This window comes from Neobacillus sp. NRS-1170 (genome assembly GCF_050468025.1).
On sequence record NZ_JBITPF010000050.1, the window covers coordinates 54,061 to 74,453 of the forward strand.

Below are 20,393 nucleotides of genomic sequence, written 5' to 3' on the forward strand. Positions count from 1 at the left end.
TTTCCTCCTTAGTTTTCGTTTACTATTTTAATTTGCGATTAAGATTAACTTACGCGCCTTGTTCTTCTTTTTGTTCTGCCACAGCTTTTGCAGCAAGAGCAAGATTGCGGATTGGAGCTTGTAGTACGCTGAGTAGCATAGATAGCAAGCCTTCGCGCGAAGGAAGTTCAGCAAGAGCTTTAACCTCTTCAACTGTAGCAACATTACCTTCGATTACACCTGCTTTAATTTCAAGTGCTTCATGCTTTTTCGCGAAGTCGTTTAGGATCTTCGCTGGAGCAACTACATCTTCAGTACTGAACGCGATTGCGTTTGGACCTGTTAATGCATCATTTAAACCAGCAAGCTCAGCAGCTTCTGCAGCACGGCGAGTCATAGTGTTTTTGTAAACTTTGAACTCAATTCCAGCTTCACGAAGTTGTTTACGAAGTTCAGTTACTTCAGCAACTGTTAGTCCGCGGTAATCAACAACGATTGTTGATACGCTGCTCTTTAACTTATCGGTGATTTCTTCAACAATATGTTTTTTTGTTTCGATTGCACTGCTCATCTTTACACCTCCTGTAGAATGTCTACATTTATACCAGGCAAGTAAAAGCCTCCATATCAATCTTAGACATGGAGGCAGCATATAACAACTGAACAACTCAGTTGAATCTATTCGCTCTACCTCGGCAGGACATTAAGCCTTGCGGCACCTGCTGTCTACAGTACAAATGTTTATAATATTAAACAACAAAATATATTCTATATGATGTTGCATTAATTGTCAATTGGTAAAATTATCTAGCTGCAACTGTAGAAGGATCTACTTTTACGCCAGGGCCCATTGTTGAAGTAACAGTTACGTTCTTCATGTATGTTCCTTTTGCAGCAGATGGTTTAACTTTTAACATTGTTTCAAATACAGTTGTAAAGTTTTCAACTAGCTTTTCGTTTTCGAAAGATGCTTTTCCGATTGGCACGTGGATGTTTCCAGCTTTGTCAACACGGTATTCAACTTTACCTGCTTTGATTTCATTGATGGCTTTTGTTACATCAAATGTAACTGTACCAGTCTTAGGGTTTGGCATTAAGCCTTTAGGTCCTAATACACGACCAAGCTTACCAACTTCACCCATCATGTCAGGAGTTGCAACGATTACATCAAAATCGAACCAACCTTGTTGGATTTTGTTGATGTATTCTGCATCGCCTACATAGTCAGCGCCAGCTGCTTCAGCTTCTTTCACTTTTTCACCCTTCGCGAATACTAATACGCGTTGAGTTTTACCAGTACCGTTTGGAAGCACAACAGCTCCACGGATTTGCTGGTCAGCTTTCTTAGGGTCAACGCCTAAGCGGAAAGCAACTTCAAGAGTTGCATCGAATTTTGCATAGTTTGTTTGCTTCGCAAGCTCAACTGCTTCAGCAATTGGGTAAGCTTTTGTACGATCTACAAGCTTTACAGCTTCTAGGTACTTTTTACCTTTTTTAGCCATTTTTATTTCCTCCTAAATTGTGGTTTTAGCGAATAATTCTCCCACGAATAAGGGCTGCGAGTATTATTAACGCGCAACCCCTCATTACAAACAACCAGTTTCACATGGATTAATCTTCGATTACGATACCCATGCTGCGTGCAGTACCTTCAACCATGCGCATTGCTGCTTCAACGCTAGCTGCGTTAAGGTCAGGCATTTTTTGTTCCGCAATCTCGCGTACTGTACCACGCTTTACTGTTGCTACTTTATTACGGTTAGGCTGGCCTGAACCAGACTGAATTCCAGCTGCTACTTTCAAAAGAACGGCAGCAGGAGGAGTTTTCGTAATAAATGTAAATGAACGGTCTTCAAATACCGTGATTTCAACAGGAATGATCAATCCAGCTTGATCTGCTGTACGAGCGTTAAATTCCTTACAGAATCCCATGATGTTAACACCGGCTTGACCTAGTGCAGGACCAACTGGTGGTGCAGGGTTTGCTTTACCAGCAGGGATTTGTAATTTAACAACTTTAATTACTTTTTTAGCCACGAGACACACCTCCTTAAAGTCCGTGATGTGGTAATTGGGAACCTTAGGAACCCTCCCACTCAGGCAATTAGTCTTTATATAAATACAAAGAACTTGACAAAAGTCTTGTCTCCAATTCGGAGACATACTGACCTATGAAATATTAACATTTTTTAAAAATGATTTCAAGTTTTTTTACATTAAACTTTAATTTTCTTTTAACTTCGGTTACTGTCTAGCTACAGCGCCTAGGGGCTCGCAGGTCTACAGCCAATCCGGCGGGAAGGTTAAAAAACTACCTTCCCGCCGGATTGGCTTATGCTTGTCGCCCCTGGGCAAGGCGCTTCCGCTTTTCTATTTAAAGTTTTTCAATTTGAGTAAAATCAAGCTCCACCGGGGTGTCACGGCCAAACATGTTAACAAGTACTTTAAGCTTCGCGTGGTTCTTATCCATTTCTTCAACTGTTCCAGTAAAGTTCGCGAACGGACCTTCCTTCACGCGGACTGTCTCGCCGATTTCATAATCAACATCCACACGTTTTTCTTCTACACCCATGCGTTTCAATAATACTTGTACCTCATCCGGCAATAACGGAGTTGGTTTTGATCCTGAACCTGCAGATCCAACAAATCCCGTTACACCTGGTGTATTCCGTACCACATACCAAGAATCATCGGTCATAACAATTTCAACTAGAACGTATCCAGGGAAAACTTTTCGTTTTACAACCTTTTTCTTGCCATTTTTGATTTCAGTTTCTTCTTCTTCCGGAACGACTACGCGGAAAATTTTATCCGCCATTCCCATCGATTCCACACGTTTCTCTAGATTTGCCTTTACTTTATTTTCATAACCCGAGTAAGTATGGACTACATACCAATTCTTTTCCATTTAAGAGGACTCGCGTCCGTCCCTCCCTATTTTTACTGTCCAGCTCCAGCGCCCAGCGACTAGTGTCCTTCGCTCTCCTCCCTACGATAAGTTAACATCGAATCGCTATCGCTCTTCGTGTTTCCTTTATCTCAGTCAGAGCGCTCCAGGCCTGTCGTGCGCTAAACGGTCGCTTCCGCTTTTCTAGCCAAATTAAAAAACCCGCGTGTACGGGTTTTAGTTCAAAATTCTTTATTAGTCACCATTATACCATGAAGTATAACTTATTATTCAAGAATTAAACGAATCAATTTAGAAATTCCTAAATCCAGCACAGCAAAGAATGCCGCAAAAAAAACAACAGTTGATAAAACAGTAAGCGTAGAACGAGTTAGTTCGCCGCGTTTTGGCCAGCTTACTTTTCTCATTTCACGTAAAATATCACTAAAGAATTTCTTTATGCGTTGCATTTCTGTAACCCCCAGAATATCTTAATCAGCATTGCAAAAATCTATCGAAAATCATTTTGTTTCTCGGTGAACTGTATGGGTTGCACAAGTCTTACAGAATTTTTTTAATTCTAATCTTTCTGAAACTGTCTGTTTGCTTTCGGTCGAATAATTACGCGAGCCGCATTCAGCACAGGCAAGAATGACTTTTTTACTCATAATAAGGTACCTTTACCCATCTTTTTTATCCCTAAAAATGTAACATGTGTCCTAATTAATGTCAACAACCATGAGAACGGATTCAAAATAATACCATATATCAAAGCGAAAATTCGCGTATCTCTAGGTATCGCTCTAGTTTTCTTTTCACACGCTGCAGGGCATTATCGATGGATTTAACATGGCGGTTCAATTCTTCTGATATTTCTTGGTAGGACTGTCCATCAAGATAAAGGGCTAAAACTTTTCGTTCTAAATCGCTTAATAATTCTGTCATTTTTACTTCTATATGGTCAAACTCTTCTTGATTAATGATTAATTCTTCCGGGTCAAGTACCTTGGCACCCGACAAAACATCCATTAAGGTCCGGTCTGACTCTTCATCATAGATAGGCTTGTCCAAAGAAACGTAAGAATTCAACGGAATATGCTTTTGCCGTGTGGCCGTCTTAATCGCCGTAATAATTTGCCGGGTTATGCACAGCTCGGCAAAGGCTTTGAATGAGGTGAGCTTGTCCTCACGAAAGTCACGAATGGCCTTATATAGACCAATCATTCCCTCTTGCACAATATCTTCTTTATCGGCTCCAATTAAAAAATAGGATCTTGCTTTTGCACGCACAAAATTACGATACTTATGGATTAAATAATCCAATGCTTCACTATCACCCTGATGCACTAAATCGACAATTTCTTCGTCTTCCATCCGAAAAAACTCTTCGTTAATTTTTGTCCCGAAGTCCGTACTCAAAGTAGATCCCCTCCACCGAACAAGCATAGATAGTATTATTATACATGACAAGCTATGAAAATACTATGTTCATTTCTGCCCTCTGCGCCATTTTTCAAAAATTTCCGCCATTTCATCGCTAATCGAAATTTTGGACACAGGTTTTTTCTCTTGAATCTTCTTCACTTTCTTTTCGATGACCTTCTCAATGGAAGACATTTCAACAAGGAGCTCGCGAGCGGATTTTCTTAACGCCCCTTGTCCAAAAATAGCCCACTGTTCTGTAAAATCAGAGGTGGCCACATGAATTTGCGTTCTCCGATTATTTAAACTAATGGCCATTTTTTCAATCCGCTCATCGGCTGTTTCATTTTCCTTGGTAAAAATAACTTCTACCTGGTGGTTTTTATATTTTTTTTCCGTTCCTTGTACATAGTGGGCATCAAAAACAACAATAACGCGATAACCGGAAACCGCTTGGTATTCGGCCATTTGTTCCACTAAGCGGTCCCGTGCAGCGGGGAGGTCCCGGTCCTTCAACGCTCTAAGCTCCGGCCAGGCTCCAATAATGTTGTAACCGTCAACAAGCAGGATATTCATGGCTATCCCTCTAGACTATGACGTTTTCGGTATACCTCATACATCAGCAAGGCAGCAGCTACAGAGGCATTTAAAGAAGTAACTTTTCCAACCATCGGCAAATGAATGAGAAAATCACATTTATCGCGAATCAGCCGCCCCATTCCTTTTCCTTCACTGCCAATCACTAAACCAAGCGGCAGTGTACCATCCATTTGACGATAATCCTGTTTTCCTTTTGCATCTGTACCAGCAATCCAAACACCGCGTTCCTTTAATTCATCAATCGTTCGCGCCATATTTGTAACACGAACAACAGGGATATATTCGATTGCTCCTGTCGAAGCTTTGGCAACCGTCGCAGTAAGACCTACTGCCCTCCTCTTAGGAATAATAATACCATGTGCGCCTACGGCATCGGCAGTCCTCATAATCGAACCGAGGTTGTGCGGGTCCTCAATTTCATCCAGCAATAAAAAGAAAGGAGATTCGTTTTTCATTTCTGCCGCTGCAAACAAATCATCCATTTCTGCATATTGATATGCCGCAACATAGGCAAGGACACCTTGATGATTTTGATCCGTCACTTGATCAATTTTTTTCTTTGGGACAAATTGCACGAGCACATTCGCTTCTTTTGCCAATTGGGTCACTTGCTGCATCTGACCGCGCTGCGAGCCTTCTGCAATTAAAATTTTATTAATATCCCGTCCTGATTTTATTGCTTCGATAACTGGATTTTTTCCAACGATGTATTCCTGAGTCATCCTTGTTCCTCCTTTCTTTTTTCATCAACATACAAAAATGCCTTCTGAATGAGTTCTTCTAAACGAGCGGTATTATCCGTTAAGTATAAATAACCCATCAACGCCTCAAATGCCGTACTGTAGCGATAGGTTTGGACATCTGTGTTTTTTGGGACGGTTCCCGACTTGGCATTACGGCCGCGCATCACAACCGCTAATTCTTCTTCGCTTAAAAGCTCATCATCCATCATTTGAAAAAGAATTTGGCTCTGTGCTTTCGCTGATACATATCTTGTACCGGCGCGGTGAAGCTGATGGGGCCGCACCTGGCCGCCATACAAGAGATGACGCCTGACATAGGTTTCAAAAATGGCATCACCCATGTAAGCAAGGGCGAGGCTATTCAATTGTTTGGCATCGATTGTTTGTTCATAATCAAGCATGAATTAGCCTCTTTTCCACCTAGTACCCTGTGGTGTGTCTTCTAAAATAATATTCATATCCTTCAACTGGTCCCGAATTTGGTCAGACAATTGGAAGTTGCGATCTTTCCTTGCCTGGTTGCGTTGTTCGATTAAGGCATCAATTTCTTCATCGAGCATTTCTTCCTTTTCAATTGTCAGACCCAGTACCTGGAAAAGGTCTTCAAATTGTTTAGTAAATGCATCAATAACTTCTACTGCTGTTGTTTTTTCTAATAGATAATAATTCGCTAGTTTAGAAAGATCAAACAATACGGAAATGGCTTTCGCTGTATTAAAATCATCATCCATCGCTTCGACGAACTGCTCATGTAAGGAAGCAATTTTTTCAAGCCATTCTTGATTATTATGAGTGAGATCGGTACTTGCCTCTTTGCGATGTTTTAAATTTTGGTAAGAGGTCATTAACCTTTCAAAGGCCGCTTTCGTGCTTTCCAATAATTCGACGCTGTAATTGATAGGATTGCGATAATGCACTGATAACATGAAAAACCGCAGTACTTGTGGATTATGTTCCTTGATGATGTCATGCACCAAGACGAAATTACCAAGTGATTTGGACATTTTTTCATTATCGATATTAATGTAACCGTTATGCATCCAGTAGCGCGAGAACAGCTTGCCTGAAAGAGCTTCCGATTGGGCAATCTCATTTTCATGATGCGGGAAGGTTAAATCCTGGCCGCCTGCATGAATATCGATTGTGTCACCAAGATATTTTTTCGCCATCGCCGAGCATTCAATATGCCAGCCCGGCCGGCCAATTCCCCATGGACTGTCCCAGTAAATTTCCCCTTCCTTTGCTGCTTTCCATAAAGCAAAGTCTAAATCGTCCTGTTTCTTATCGCCGACTTCAATCCTGGCACCGACCTGTAAGTCATCAATTGATTGATGAGAGAGCTTTCCGTATCCCTTGAAGCTCCGGGTATGGAAATAAACATCCCCCTCGGATTCATAAGCGTAACCTTTTTCAATTAATTGGCTGATAAATTCAATAATGATGTCCATATTTTCCATGACGCGAGGATGGACATCTGCTTTTTTGCATCCTAATGCCGAAACATCCTCGAAATAAGCATTGATAAATCGGTCGGCAATCGTCGGGACATCTGTTCCTAATTGATTGGCAGCGCGAATTAATTTGTCATCGACATCGGTGAAATTCGAAACATACTCTACCTTAAAGCCGCTGAATTCAAAATAACGGCGGACCGTATCAAAAACAATGGCAGGACGGGCATTGCCGATATGGATATAATTATAGACCGTCGGACCGCAGACATACATTTTTACTTTACCTTCCTCAAGCGGAATGAAGTCTTCTTTTTTACGTGTAAGTGTATTATAAAGTTGAATGGCCATTGACCTTTATCCTTTCTTCCTTCAATTCTTCCAGTTCATCTTTTAACTGGTCTAATTCATATTGCATATCCCTTAAGCGATCAGCAACTGGATCGGGAAGGTCGCAATGATTGAAATCTTTATTAATCCGCTTGCCATCCTGAATGACAACTCTTCCGGGCACCCCTACAACCGTTGAGTTTGGCGGTACTTCCTTTAATACGACTGAACCTGCACCGATTTTGGAATTTTCCCCCACCGTAATCGAACCCAGAACTTTTGCGCCGGTGGCAATGAGGGCATTATCCTTAATAGTAGGATGCCTCTTTCCTTTTTCTTTACCAGTACCTCCGAGTGTAACTCCTTGGAAAACAGTAACATTATCGCCAATTTCACATGTTTCACCGATGACAACTCCCATACCGTGGTCGATGAAAAATCTCCTGCCTATTTTTGCCCCTGGATGGATTTCAATCCCCGTAAAAAAGCGGCTGATTTGGGAAACAACCCGGGCTAAGAAAAATAACTTCCGTTTAAAGAGTGCATGGGCGACGCGGTGTGCCCAAATGGCATGTAAGCCTGAATAGGTTAGAACCACTTCTAAATAGCTGCGCGCTGCTGGATCCTGCTCAAAAACAACTTCAATATCCTCCTTCATCCTCCTAAACATAACCGTTTCCCCCTTGTTTTTGTGTAAATAAAAAACGCCCCTGTCATAACGACAGAGACGCTTATGCGTGGTTCCACTCTGATTAGACTGTAAGCTAAGCCGCTTACTAATCTCACTCTTACTTGTTAACGGAATTGTTCCGCCCAAATCTACTGGAGTCGACTCTTTCGAACTGGGGCTCAGAGGTGCATTTCAATCAATGAGAGGCTTAAACCACTTTCAGCCGGTGATGGTTTTCTCTTAAAAGCATCATTTATCTACTTTTCCTCTTCGTCGCTTTAAGATATAAAAAATTCTTACATATACTATATTACATTTTGTCTCTAATGTTAACTAATAATTTTATTAATTCTCATTTGGACCTTTTGCTTGCCCAAAAGTTCAATTGCCTGCGGAAGATCCGGTCCATGGGTTTGGCCTGTAACCGCTGCGCGAATCGGCATGAACAAATTTTTCCCTTTTTGACCAGTGGATTTTTGAACAGCCTTCATGGCTGCCTTAATTCCATCTGCCTCGAAGCTTTCGAGTTGATCGAGTTCATGGGAGAATGCCTTTAATACTTCCGGAACCTGCTCACCTGTCAGTATTTCCTTTGCATCATCCTCATATACTGCCTCGTCTGTAAAGAACATATCGGACAGCCCGACGATTTCGGCACCAAAGCTCATTTTTTCCTGCAGAAGGGCAACTAAGCCATGTACCCAGTTTCGCTCTTCTTCGGCCAGATTCCCACTGATACGCCCTGCTTTAATTAAATGAGGCAGCGCTAGTTCCATAACCCGGTCAACTTCAACCTTTTTCATGTATTGATTGTTCATCCAGGTAAGCTTTTGCTTATCAAATAATGCCGGTGATTTTGACAATCGGTTTGCATCAAAAATTTCAATAAACTCAGCCTTAGAATATAGCTCCTCTTCACCTGCTGGCGACCAGCCGAGCAAGGTAATAAAGTTAAATAATGCTTCCGGCAAATAGCCTAATTCCTCGTATTGCTCAATGAATTGAATAATCGATTCGTCGCGCTTACTTAACTTTTTGCGGCTTTCGTTGACAATTAAGGTCATGTGCCCAAAAATAGGCGGTTCCCAGCTTAATGCTTCATATACCATCAGCTGCTTCGGTGTATTAGAAATATGATCATCGCCGCGAAGGACATGAGAAATTTCCATTAAATGATCATCAATGGCAACGGCAAAGTTATAGGTAGGTGTTCCATCTTTTTTGACGATGACCCAGTCACCCATTCCTTCTGATTCAAAGGAAACGGCGCCTTTAACCATATCATCAAAGGTATAGGTTTTTCCCTCAGGAACGGCAATGCGGATGCTTGGCTCGCGGCCTTCGCTTTCGAGCTGCTGACGCTCCTCCGGAGTCAAATGACGGCACTTCCCGGAATAATGCGGCGTTTCGCCTCGTTCCGTTTGCGCTTCCCGCTCCGTTTCAAGCTCTTCCTCCGTGCAATAACATTTATAAGCATGACCTTCATTTAATAATTGGTTGTAGTATGTTTCATAAATATCGTTTCTTTCAGATTGACGATAGGGTCCATACTCGCCGCCCACATCGACACTTTCATCCCAATCCATACCAAGCCATTTTAAGTATTTTAATTGGCTTTCTTCTCCGCCCTCGATATTCCGCTTTTTATCAGTATCTTCAATTCGGATGATAAATTTCCCGCCTTTGTTGCGTGCGAATAAATAATTAAATAACGCAGTACGGGCGTTTCCGATATGTAAATGCCCTGTCGGACTTGGAGCATACCTTACACGAACTTCGTTTGACATATCTATATTGCCTCCAATTAGAAAAGCGTAGGCGCCTTGCCCAGGGGCGACAGGCATAAGACGAGCCGTCGGGAAGGTTGCCCTTTAACCTTCCTGACGGATTGGCTTAGACCTGAGAGCCCCTAGGCGCTGGAGCTAGACATTTCTCTTTTTAATATTTTCAACTGATTATTTTATCATTTCTTCTTCAATAAAACTACTGCTTGGGAGGCAATGCCTTCTCCTCTTCCGGTGAAGCCGAGCGTTTCTGTTGTTGTTGCCTTTACATTGATTTGTTCCGGATCAGCTTCTAACAATTCAGCAATCCGCAGCCGCATCTGCTCAATATAAGGAGCCATTTTCGGCTTCTGGGCAATGATTGTACAATCGGCGTTCACAAGCTCATAGCCTTTTTCCTTTACTAACAGCCATACATGCTCCATTAGCTTAGCGGAGTCTGCATCTTTAAAGTTCGGGTCAGTATCGGGGAAATGCTTGCCGATATCCCCCTCTCCAATTGCACCCAGGCAGGCATCTGACACTGTATGCAATAATACGTCTGCATCGGAATGACCTAACAGCCCCTTTTCGTAGGGGATGGTAATTCCGCCAATAATAAGCGGACGCCCCTCTGTTAATTGATGAACATCGAAGCCTTGACCAATTCGAAACATGATTAAAAACTCCTCTTTTTTAAAATAGCTTCTGCGAAAAATAAATCTTCCGGTGTTGTCAGCTTGATATTATCGTAATCGCCTTCGACCATGGCTACAGAATGGTTGAGGCGCTCGACTAAACTCGCATCGTCTGTGCCAAGAAACTGGTCCTTCTCGGCGTGATCATAGGCCTCTTTTAGCAGCGAAATACGAAAAGCTTGCGGGGTTTGCACGGCCCACAAGCTTGAACGTTCGACAGTTTCAGCAACAATACCATCCTGTACCTTTTTCATCGTGTCCTTCGCAGGTACTCCGATTATAGCAGCACCTGTTTCAACCGCCTTCTCTGTTAAACGATGGATATGCTCTTTTTGAATAAATGGCCTTGCTGCATCATGAACAAGAATAATCCCTGCGCTTTTCACTGTTTTCAGAGCATTATAGATACTATGCTGACGTTCCTTTCCACCAGGAACTAAATTGATAACTTTTTTGATTTTGTGCTTTTTTAACAATGCTTTAAATTCCTCTTCATCCTGAGGATGAATGGCGAGGATGATGCCGTCGCAGGCCTCGTCTTCATCAAACACCCTTAAGGTATGAATAAGAACTGGAATTTCATTAAGTGTGAGCAGCAGTTTATTTTTCCCCGCTCCCATCCTTTTTCCCTGGCCCGCAGCCGGGAGAATGACTTGGTAGGTCATAATAAATCCCCAATCTTTATTGTCCAGATCCAGCGCCTAGCCCCTCGAGGTCAAATAACCTTCGGCAATAAAAGTCAAATTTGCTTGTCAGGGCTGAACACTAAGGAAATCTCCTTAAAATATTCATCGCAGGAACAAGCTCTGCTTGTTCCGAAGGCGCTTTCCCTTTTCTGTTTACAAGGCTTTTTCTAATAATTTTGGTTTAGCAAAAATCATTCGGCCGGCAGAAGTCTGAAGGACACTCGTAACAAGAACCTCAATTCTTTTCCCGATATATTCTCTTCCCTCTTCTACTACAATCATGGTTCCATCATCTAAATAAGCAACGCCCTGGTGATATTCTTTTCCGTCCTTGATTACTTGAACCGTTAATTCCTCCCCTGGAAGAACGACCGGCTTCACGGCATTGGCTAAATCATTAATGTTTAACACAGAGACGTTCTGCAATTCACATACTTTATTAAGATTAAAATCATTGGTGACAAGAATACCATTTGTTATTTTCGCCAGCTTAACTAGCTTTGAATCTACTTCACTGATTTCTTCAAAATCGCCCTCGTAAATCTCAACTTTAATAGCGAGTTCCTTTTGAATTCTGTTTAATATATCCAAGCCTCGTCGGCCGCGATTTCTCTTTAAGACATCAGAAGAGTCCGCAATATGCTGCAATTCCGCCAAAACAAACTGAGGAATGACAATCGTCCCTTCTAAAAATCCTGTTTGACAAATATCAGCTACACGTCCATCGATAATAACACTTGTATCTAATATTTTTAAAGGATGTTTAGCTTCTTTTTCGGTCTCTTCTTCGGCTGACTTTTTCTTGCTGCTGCCCTTTCCAAAAAGACCTAAGAGCTCATCCCGTTTTTTAAAGCCGACTTGAAAGCCTAAGTAACCAAATAAGAGAGTCAGCAAAATGGGTGCAACCGCATTTAACACCGGCACCTGAACAGCATTTAGCGCAAAGCCGACTAAAAAGGCAACCAATAGACCAAAAATGAGACCTAGACTGCCAAACAGCACATCCGTAACAGGAATTTTCACCAATGAATCTTCAGCCCATGTAATAAAATTAAACACATAATCTACTGCCCAAAAGGTAATAAGATAAAAAATAATAGCACCTAAAATAGCAGTGACATAAGAATTATTAATAACGGGAATGTCATTAATATGAAGTAGATTGAACAAATTCGGTAAAAACAAGATCCCAAGCGTACCGCCTATTATGAGGAAGCAAACCTGCACAATTCGTTTTAACATTCCTTCACCTCCTCTACTCATTATAAACAGATTCGTAAAATTGAAACCTTGAAATGTTGATTATTTTTCCAAATTGTAAAGGTCTTGAAATAAATTTGTGATGTTAAAATCTTACTCCTCATAGGGTAGCACTGGAAAATTTTTGTGTCAAATAATTACCAATTATAAATGGCGGTCCGTGTAGAGCCGCTCTTTAATCAATTTAAAGCCTTCTTTAATTTTCTTGGCACGAACCTCGCCAATCCCCTCAACTTCGTCCAGTTCTTCAACAGTGGCGGAAATAATATTGGAAAGCTCGTCGAAACAGGTGATGAGGTTTTCGATAATAATGGCTGGCAGCCGCGGTATTTTATTCAGAATCCGATAACCGCGGGGATTTTTATTTTCATCCAAATGAACATAGCCTAGGTAGCCCATTAGCTTTAATAACACCATATCTTCAATCGTGCCGCTATTGGCCAGCACCTGCATCCTTTGAAGGACCTCACGGGCTTTCACATCGCGATCATTGGCATAGTCCTTGATAATCAACATGATTTCTTCTTCAAGTTCCGTCAAGATTTCATTCATTTGCAAGCGGATAAGCCTGCCTTCTGTCCCCAGTTCATACAAAAAGGTTAATAGTTCATTTTTAATTTTTAACACCATTTCGAAACGATGAAGAACCATTAAAAAGTCATTATATGTAACTGATTCCTCAAACTCTAAAATACTTAAATTGGTAATACTTTGTTGCAATACCGCTTTATATTTCTCGAGTGTTTGAATCGCTTGATTGGCTTTCGTTAAAATGACCGCAATATCCTTTAACGCATAACGGAAATTTCCTTGATACAAGGTAATCACATTCCGTCTCTGCGAAATCGCAATGACTAAAGATTTTGTTTGTTTGGCAGCTCTCTCAGCCGTTCGGTGCCGCATCCCCGTTTCAGTCGAGGTTATATCCGCATCAGGAGCCAGCTGGGCATTTGCAAATAGAATTTTATTTCCGGTTTCATTTAAAATAATGGCTCCATCCATTTTGGCCAATTCATATAAAAAGCTTGGCGAAAAAGGACAGTTGATTTCAAAGCCGCCATCGACAATACTTTTAACCTTGTCGTTATACCCAATAACAATGAGCCCCCCAGTATTGGCTCTCAAAACATTATCAATTCCTTCACGAAGAGGCGCACCTGGGGCAAGAAGCTGCAATACGTCACTAACAGTATGGTCGCCGAGCTTTTTATGATCCATCCGCTACCCCCCCAACGCAGCTTTTAGTGCTTCGCTAACCGAGGAAACACCAATTAGTTCGACCCCTGCAGGTCCATTCCAGCCGCTTAAATTATTGGCAGGAAGGATGACCCGCTCAAATCCAAGCTTTGCCGCTTCCTGGACGCGCTGCTCGATTCTCGATACCCGTCTAACCTCACCGGTCAGCCCCACTTCACCGATAATGCAATCAGTCGGCCTGGTCGGTTTATCTCTGAAGCTCGAGGCGATGCTGACCGCTACAGCTAAATCAATCGCCGGCTCATCCAATTTTACGCCGCCGGCAACCTTTAAATAGGCATCTTGATTTTGCAAGAGCATTCCCACTCGTTTCTCGAGGACGGCCATTAATAGCGGCACTCGGTTATGGTCGATTCCGGTTGCCATTCTTCTTGGATTTCCGAAGCTTGTCGGCGAGATTAATGCCTGGATTTCTACGAGAACAGGTCGTGTTCCTTCCATCGAGGCCACCACCGTAGAGCCTGCCGCCCCCCTTGAACGTTCTTCCAGAAAAATTTCAGACGGGTTTTCTACTTCCTCGAGGCCAAACTCCTTCATTTCAAAAATTCCCATTTCATTTGTAGAGCCAAAGCGATTTTTGACTGCCCGTAATATTCGATACGTATGGTGCCGTTCTCCTTCAAAATAAAGCACCGTATCCACCATATGCTCTAACAGTCTCGGACCGGCAATGGAGCCTTCTTTGGTGACGTGCCCAACGATAAAAATGGCGATCCCTTTCGTTTTTCCAATTCTCATTAGTTCAGAGGTACACTCGCGGACCTGGGAAACGCTCCCCGGCGCTGATGTAATATCCGGATGGAACACAGTTTGGATGGAATCGATGATGACGAAACTTGGGTTTGTACTATCAATCGTTCGATTAATTTCCTCGAGATTTGTTTCTGCATATACAAGCAGATTTTCTGATTTGATTCCCAAACGTTCAGCACGGAGTTTTGTTTGCCTTAATGACTCCTCCCCCGATATGTACAAAACCTGATTACCTTTACCCGCCAGCTGGGAGGATACTTGAAGAAGCAGTGTTGATTTACCGATTCCCGGATCCCCGCCAATCAAAACTAAAGAACCCTTAACGACACCGCCGCCTAGGACTCGGTTCAGTTCATTTAAATCGGTAAGAATTCTTGGTTCACTTACCATTTCAATTGATGTGATCGGGGTTGGTTTTGAGAGAATCGTTGAAGTGCCTTGTGAATGGGCAAAAGCTCCTCTTCTATTAGCACCAGTTACCTCAACTTCCTCGACCATCTTATTCCACGAACCGCACCCCGGACATTTCCCCATCCATTTTGGCGATTCATAGCCGCACTCTGAGCACATAAACTTTGTTTTTCGTTTAGCCATTCCTTTACCTTCCTTACAACTGCAAAAATGAAAAAAGAGGTACACGGTTGGACTTTATTCACGTGTACCTCTACTTGAGTAACTACAGTTATTTTTTGCAGAACTTAATCTATTTTATTTCGTTAAGCTCGTTTTCTCAGCTGATTTAACAACAAATTCACCATTATCAACATCTATTATAGCATGGTGGCCTGTTAATAATGTACCTTTTAGCAGTTCCTCAGATAGACGGTCTTCAATATGTTTTTGAATCGCACGTCTTAGTGGTCTAGCCCCGTATTCTGGGTCATACCCTTCCTCTGAAATTTTGCCTTTTGCTGCAGGTGTTAATTCGATTGAAATATTTTGCTCCTTTAAGCGTTTGACTAACTGGTCTGATAAAAGAGTGACAATTTCGTCTAAATGCTTCTTCTCGAGTGCATGGAAGACGATGATTTCATCGATACGGTTCAAGAATTCCGGACGGAAGGCTTTCTTTAATTCCTCCATTACTTTCCCCTTCATATCCTTATAATCCTGGGCGCTGTCCTGAATATTAAAGCCGACAAATTTGTTGCGTTTTAATGCTTCTGCCCCGACATTGGAGGTCATAATCAAAACGGTATTACGGAAATCAACCGTTCTTCCTTTGGAGTCTGTTAAGCGTCCATCTTCAAGCACTTGAAGAAGGATATTAAATACATCCGGATGTGCCTTTTCAATCTCATCCAGCAAGATTACAGAGTATGGTTTTCTACGAACCTTTTCGGTTAATTGTCCGCCTTCTTCATAGCCGACATAGCCTGGAGGGGAACCGACAAGACGGGAGGTAGAATGCTTCTCCATATACTCAGACATATCAATACGAATCATCGCATCCTCATCGCCAAACATGGCTTCAGCAAGCGCCCGTGCTAATTCCGTTTTTCCTACACCGGTTGGTCCAAGGAAGACGAATGAACCGATTGGACGTTTCGGATCTTTTAGTCCTGCTCTCGCACGGCGGACTGCTTTAGACACCGCAATAACGGCTTCCTCTTGACCAATAACACGAGAATGAAGAACTTCCTCTAGATTTAGAAGTTTTGCAGTCTCCGTTTGTTGAAGCTTCGAAACAGGTACTCCCGTCCAGCTGGAAACGACACTGGCGATATCCTCAACGGTTACTTCGTTATTTTCTTTTCCTTGTTTTTCTTTCCACGTTTTCTTCGTTTCTTCGAGCTGTTCACGCAGACGCTGCTCTGTATCTCTTAAGGAAGCCGCTTTTTCAAACTCTTGGCTTTGAACGGCTGAGTCCTTCTCTTTTCTGACATCTTCAAGCTTTACCTCTAATTCTTTTAAATTAGGAGGAGTGGTATAGGAACGAAGTCGTACCTTCGAGCCCGCTTCATCAATTAAATCGATTGCTTTATCAGGCAGGAAGCGGTCCGAAATATAACGATCAGAAAGCTTTACCGCAGCCTCAATCGCTTCATCTGTAATTGATACACGGTGGTGCGCCTCATAACGATCACGCAATCCTTCTAAAATTTGAATCGATTCCTCAGCAGTTGGTTCATCAACACGGATTGGTTGGAAACGACGTTCTAAGGCAGCATCTTTTTCAATATATTTACGGTATTCATCAAGTGTCGTAGCTCCGATACATTGAAGTTCACCACGAGCAAGCGATGGTTTTAAAATATTGGAAGCGTCAATCGCACCTTCCGCACCACCAGCTCCAATTAAGGTATGAAGTTCATCAATAAATAGAATGATATTGCCTGCTTGGCGAATTTCATCCATTACTTTTTTCAGACGGTCTTCAAATTCACCGCGATACTTCGTTCCGGCAACAACGGTTCCCATATCGAGCGTCATGACGCGCTTATCACGGAGAATTTCCGGCACTTCATTATTCACGATTTGCTGGGCAAGCCCTTCAGCAATCGCAGTTTTACCTACACCAGGCTCACCGATTAAAACCGGGTTATTTTTTGTCCGGCGGCTTAGTACCTCGATAACTCGCTGAATTTCCTTACTGCGTCCAATTACTGGATCTAGACTTCCTTCTCTTGCAATCGCTGTTAAATCACGAGCAAGGCTATCAAGTGTTGGAGTATTAGCGCTTACTGCCCCGCCACCCTGATGTCCGCCAGATTCATTGCTTCCTAACAATTGAAGGACCTGCTGGCGCGCTTTATTTAAGCTGACACCAAGATTATTAAGTACACGGGCAGCAACACCCTCTCCTTCACGGATCAATCCAAGGAGAATATGCTCTGTTCCGACATAAGAATGGCCTAATTTCCGGGCCTCATCCATGGAAAGTTCAATGACTTTTTTTGCTCTAGGAGTATAGTGAATGGTTTGAGACGTCTCTTGTCCTTTGCCAATTAAGTTTTCAACTTCTTTTTGGATTTTATCAGAACCTAATCCCAGGCCATAAAGGGCCTTTGCTGCGATCCCTTCTCCTTCACGAATTAACCCTAATAAAATATGCTCTGTCCCAATATTGTTGTGACCAAGACGAATGGCTTCCTCTTGTGCTAAAGCTAAAACTTTTTGTGCTCTCTCAGTAAAACGGCCGAACATCATACTCTCACTCCTCACCTATTTTTTCTTTCTCCAAATTTAGTCGTTCCCGTATTAATGCTGCGCGTCTGATATCTCTCTCATGAGGTCTTAATGGTCCGCCGGCATATTGCTGCAAAAATCCCGGCTGAGTTAATATCATTAATTCATTTAATATCGTTTTTGGCATATCATTGATATACCCCATATCTATTCCAAGCCGAACATCGGATAAACACTTTGCAGCTTCATTTGATTCAATGATCCGGCTATTAGATAACACGCCCAACGAACGGAACACCCTGTCTTCTAATTGTATGTTAGAAGTCTTTCGTAATGCTTCACGTGCCGACCTTTCTTGCGAAATTAACTGGCTGACAACGCCCATTAGGTCACGGCCGATATCCTCTTCCGATTTTCCTAATGTGATTTGATTGGAGATTTGAAATATATTCCCCAGCGCTTCACTTCCTTCACCATAAATCCCTCTGACAACCAGTCCTAATTGGTGAATAGCAGGAATAATCCGGTTGATTTGCTGGGTTAACATCAGACCAGGCAAATGCATCATAACGGAAGCTCGGAGGCCTGTTCCTACATTGGTAGGACAGCTAGTTAAGTAACCGTGTTTTTCATCAAAAGCATATTGAATATTACTCTCGAGCCAATCATCTATTTCATTCGCAGCATCCAGCGCTTCTGATAATTGCATGCCCGGGAACAAACATTGTATTCGGATATGATCCTCTTCATTAATCATAATACTAACTTCTTCATTTTCGGTTAATAGAACTGCACCATATGGTGAATCTTCCGCTAAATGTGGACTGATTAAATGCTTTTCCACTAGGACTCTTTTTTGGAGCGGCTGTATTTCATCAATTTCCAACAATTCCATTTGACCAAATTTTTGAAGCGGTGAAGTTTTTAAAATCTCTTCGATTTCTAAAATAATCCCTTTCGCTTCTTCGTGTGAAAATAAAGTTGGGAATCGATATTCATTAAAATTTCGGGCCAATCGGATTCGAGAACTTAGGACAATATCGGAATCGGGTCCTTCCGCACTCATCCAAGAACTGACCGCTTGATTAAGAAAACGTTCGAGTGACACGCCGTTATTCCCCTCCCTCTTGGCTGCCTGCTAGTTGTTTTTCTAGGTTCCGTATTTCATCACGAATCTCGGCAGCTTTCTCGAACTCTTCACCGATGATGGAATCTCTTAGTGCGTTTTTCAGCTCCTCTAATTGCTTGCGAAGATGAATTCCACCGCCAATTCTTTTAGGGATTTTTCCGTTATGGGCCCAGTTGCCGCTGTGGAGACGTCCCAAAACAGGTTTAAGCTGTTCTTTAAAGGTTTCATAGCAATGTGCACAACCGAAACGGCCTACCTTTAAAAATTGAGGAAAAGTCATTGAACAGTAATCACATTGCAGGACTTCCTCCTGATGAAACGGGCTTTGGCTTGGTTTTTTAAAAGAAGGGTCGATATTTAATAATCCAGCTAACAGATTATTAAATGCAAAACCCGATTCTCCATTAAAAATGAACATTTCGCCTTTTTCCTGAGCGCATTTCTCACAAAGGTGCACTTCTGTTTTTTCACCATTTATGATTTTTGTAAAATGAAGTGCTGCAGGTCTTTGGTTACATTCCTGGCAAATCATACTTTCACCTCTCCAGCAGCTTGAGTTATTTATATTTTAAAGATGTTAGCATGGCTTTTAGCATTCTGGCACGTAATTCGTCCCGGTATGGAAGATCAATATATAAAACAGACCGGTCGATGACACTTAACATGATTTTCGCTTCTCTGGTCGTTATGATTTCTTCCTGGACAAGCCTTAGGATGACGTCTTCGGCACTCGCTTGACTAATTCGGTTTTGGATCAACGATAGCAAATGGTCGATTAGATGGGCTAAATCATGAGATTGAACTTTCATGATTCGGATATAACCTCCGCCGCCTCGTTTGCTTTCGACAATATATCCTCTTTCGATGGTAAAGCGGGTATTGATAACGTAATTGATTTGTGAAGGGACGCATTGAAATTTATCGGCGATTTCACTCCGCTTTATTTCAACGAGATCCTCGTCACTCATTTCTAATACTTGTTTCAAGTATTTTTCAATAATATCGGAAATGTTCCTCATCTTCCCACCCCCTTTTGGTGGTTCTGACTTTGACTATATTTGACATAAATTATACTCACTTTTTTATCTAGATGCAACGATTCGCTACTAATGATTTTCTCCAAATTCTGCGGTTGGGAAACGTGTGAATTTTTATGAATGTATGATTGGTGTAATAAGTTGGAGTATTGTCCGGAAGTTGTATTGTTAGTTTTGTTCTTCATTAGACTTTGAAGGGTAATTCGTGAGGCTTTATTATTAGTTAGTGGAGAGGGATTCGAGCTATTTTGGACTTGGACTTCTTTTTTTCTAATATCCGTGTCCTCTATATGGGCTATCGTAGACTCGGTCTTCTTTTTTTCTGATGTCCATGTCCTCTATAAGCGCTATCGTGGACTCGGTCTTCTTTTTTTCTAGTTCCATGTCCGCTATACGCGCTATCGTGGACTCGGTCTTCCATTTTTCCAGTTCCCGTGTCCACAATATAGTCCATTTTAACTTTGGATATACGTTTGTTCCCAATACAAAAAGACAACCCTCTCGGATTGTCTCTTTTAATTGCCTGGCAACGTCCTACTCTCACAGGGGCGCGTGCCCCAACTACCATCGGCGCTGAGAAGCTTAACTTCCGTGTTCGG

The 20,393-nt window shown here is 42.1% G+C and carries 22 protein-coding genes, 1 rRNA gene and 2 other annotated features; all 23 genes read right to left on the minus strand.

Features of this window, described 5'->3' with window-relative positions; all coding sequences use genetic code 11:
* Positions 1 to 49: 49 nt before the first annotated feature.
* Entirely contained in the window at positions 50 to 550 is a 501-nt protein-coding gene (rplJ, locus tag ACIFOT_RS21820; RefSeq protein ID WP_430067742.1) for a 50S ribosomal protein L10, read from the minus strand.
* A gap of 33 nt (positions 551 to 583) precedes the next feature.
* Positions 584 to 729: a sequence feature (ribosomal protein L10 leader region), on the minus strand.
* Positions 730 to 782: 53 nt separating this feature from the next.
* Complete coding sequence (gene rplA / locus ACIFOT_RS21825) at positions 783 to 1,481, minus strand: 50S ribosomal protein L1 (RefSeq protein ID WP_430067745.1); 699 nt, start codon at positions 1,479 to 1,481, stop codon at positions 783 to 785.
* Between the two features lie 109 nt (positions 1,482 to 1,590).
* Entirely contained in the window at positions 1,591 to 2,016 is a 426-nt protein-coding gene (gene rplK, locus ACIFOT_RS21830) for a 50S ribosomal protein L11 (protein WP_223595882.1), read from the minus strand.
* A gap of 337 nt (positions 2,017 to 2,353) precedes the next feature.
* A complete protein-coding gene (gene nusG, locus ACIFOT_RS21835; RefSeq protein ID WP_430067748.1) occupies positions 2,354 to 2,887 on the minus strand; it encodes a transcription termination/antitermination protein NusG in 534 nt (177 codons plus the stop codon).
* Between the two features lie 266 nt (positions 2,888 to 3,153).
* The gene (gene secE / locus ACIFOT_RS21840; RefSeq protein ID WP_430067750.1) at positions 3,154 to 3,336 is read right to left on the minus strand and encodes a preprotein translocase subunit SecE; all 183 of its coding nucleotides are present in this window, start codon (positions 3,334 to 3,336) and stop codon (positions 3,154 to 3,156) included.
* Between the two features lie 51 nt (positions 3,337 to 3,387).
* A complete protein-coding gene (gene rpmG, locus ACIFOT_RS21845) occupies positions 3,388 to 3,534 on the minus strand; it encodes a 50S ribosomal protein L33 (protein WP_430067753.1) in 147 nt (48 codons plus the stop codon).
* 100 nt (positions 3,535 to 3,634) lie between these two features.
* Positions 3,635 to 4,285 (minus strand): RNA polymerase sporulation sigma factor SigH, encoded by a 651-nt coding sequence (sigH, locus tag ACIFOT_RS21850; RefSeq protein WP_223595887.1) that lies wholly within the window; start codon positions 4,283 to 4,285, stop codon positions 3,635 to 3,637.
* 69 nt (positions 4,286 to 4,354) lie between these two features.
* The gene (locus tag ACIFOT_RS21855) at positions 4,355 to 4,864 is read right to left on the minus strand and encodes an NYN domain-containing protein (RefSeq protein ID WP_430067756.1); all 510 of its coding nucleotides are present in this window, start codon (positions 4,862 to 4,864) and stop codon (positions 4,355 to 4,357) included.
* Positions 4,865 to 4,866: 2 nt separating this feature from the next.
* Positions 4,867 to 5,610, minus strand: a complete 744-nt coding sequence (gene rlmB / locus ACIFOT_RS21860; RefSeq protein ID WP_430067758.1) for a 23S rRNA (guanosine(2251)-2'-O)-methyltransferase RlmB — start codon at positions 5,608 to 5,610, stop codon at positions 4,867 to 4,869.
* Positions 5,607 to 6,032 carry a Mini-ribonuclease 3 gene (locus ACIFOT_RS21865; RefSeq protein ID WP_430067761.1) on the minus strand — a complete coding sequence of 142 codons (426 nt, stop codon included), beginning with the start codon at positions 6,030 to 6,032 and terminating at the stop codon, positions 5,607 to 5,609. The genes rlmB and ACIFOT_RS21865 overlap by 4 nt, the downstream gene beginning before the upstream one ends.
* A 3-nt stretch (positions 6,033 to 6,035) precedes the next feature.
* A complete protein-coding gene (gene cysS, locus ACIFOT_RS21870; RefSeq protein ID WP_430067763.1) occupies positions 6,036 to 7,433 on the minus strand; it encodes a cysteine--tRNA ligase in 1,398 nt (465 codons plus the stop codon).
* Complete coding sequence (gene cysE / locus ACIFOT_RS21875; protein ID WP_430067766.1) at positions 7,414 to 8,082, minus strand: serine O-acetyltransferase; 669 nt, start codon at positions 8,080 to 8,082, stop codon at positions 7,414 to 7,416. Before cysE ends, cysS begins: the two co-directional genes overlap by 20 nt.
* Positions 8,083 to 8,132: 50 nt before the next feature.
* Positions 8,133 to 8,365, minus strand: a binding site (T-box leader).
* Positions 8,366 to 8,411: 46 nt separating this feature from the next.
* The gene (gene gltX, locus ACIFOT_RS21880) at positions 8,412 to 9,869 is read right to left on the minus strand and encodes a glutamate--tRNA ligase (protein WP_430067769.1); all 1,458 of its coding nucleotides are present in this window, start codon (positions 9,867 to 9,869) and stop codon (positions 8,412 to 8,414) included.
* 176 nt (positions 9,870 to 10,045) lie between these two features.
* On the minus strand, positions 10,046 to 10,522 hold the full coding sequence (gene ispF, locus ACIFOT_RS21885) for a 2-C-methyl-D-erythritol 2,4-cyclodiphosphate synthase (RefSeq protein ID WP_430067771.1): 477 nt from the start codon (positions 10,520 to 10,522) through the stop codon (positions 10,046 to 10,048).
* Positions 10,523 to 10,524: 2 nt separating this feature from the next.
* Complete coding sequence (gene ispD / locus ACIFOT_RS21890; protein WP_430067774.1) at positions 10,525 to 11,208, minus strand: 2-C-methyl-D-erythritol 4-phosphate cytidylyltransferase; 684 nt, start codon at positions 11,206 to 11,208, stop codon at positions 10,525 to 10,527.
* Between the two features lie 174 nt (positions 11,209 to 11,382).
* Positions 11,383 to 12,471, minus strand: a complete 1,089-nt coding sequence (locus ACIFOT_RS21895) for a PIN/TRAM domain-containing protein (protein ID WP_430067776.1) — start codon at positions 12,469 to 12,471, stop codon at positions 11,383 to 11,385.
* A 162-nt stretch (positions 12,472 to 12,633) separates the two neighbouring features.
* Positions 12,634 to 13,707 (minus strand): DNA integrity scanning diadenylate cyclase DisA, encoded by a 1,074-nt coding sequence (disA, locus tag ACIFOT_RS21900; protein ID WP_430067779.1) that lies wholly within the window; start codon positions 13,705 to 13,707, stop codon positions 12,634 to 12,636.
* A gap of 3 nt (positions 13,708 to 13,710) precedes the next feature.
* Positions 13,711 to 15,093: a DNA repair protein RadA gene (radA, locus tag ACIFOT_RS21905; RefSeq protein WP_430067782.1), complete on the minus strand. Its 1,383-nt coding sequence runs from the start codon at positions 15,091 to 15,093 to the stop codon at positions 13,711 to 13,713.
* A 114-nt stretch (positions 15,094 to 15,207) separates the two neighbouring features.
* Entirely contained in the window at positions 15,208 to 17,649 is a 2,442-nt protein-coding gene (clpC, locus tag ACIFOT_RS21910; RefSeq protein WP_430067785.1) for an ATP-dependent protease ATP-binding subunit ClpC, read from the minus strand.
* A 4-nt stretch (positions 17,650 to 17,653) separates the two neighbouring features.
* Positions 17,654 to 18,736: a protein arginine kinase gene (locus ACIFOT_RS21915; protein WP_430067788.1), complete on the minus strand. Its 1,083-nt coding sequence runs from the start codon at positions 18,734 to 18,736 to the stop codon at positions 17,654 to 17,656.
* 4 nt (positions 18,737 to 18,740) lie between these two features.
* Entirely contained in the window at positions 18,741 to 19,289 is a 549-nt protein-coding gene (locus ACIFOT_RS21920) for a UvrB/UvrC motif-containing protein (protein ID WP_430067791.1), read from the minus strand.
* A gap of 25 nt (positions 19,290 to 19,314) precedes the next feature.
* Positions 19,315 to 19,776, minus strand: coding sequence for a CtsR family transcriptional regulator (locus tag ACIFOT_RS21925; RefSeq protein ID WP_430067794.1), 462 nt, complete (start codon positions 19,774 to 19,776; stop codon positions 19,315 to 19,317).
* 539 nt (positions 19,777 to 20,315) lie between these two features.
* A 5S ribosomal RNA gene (gene rrf, locus ACIFOT_RS21930) occupies positions 20,316 to 20,393 on the minus strand; the annotation flags it as partial.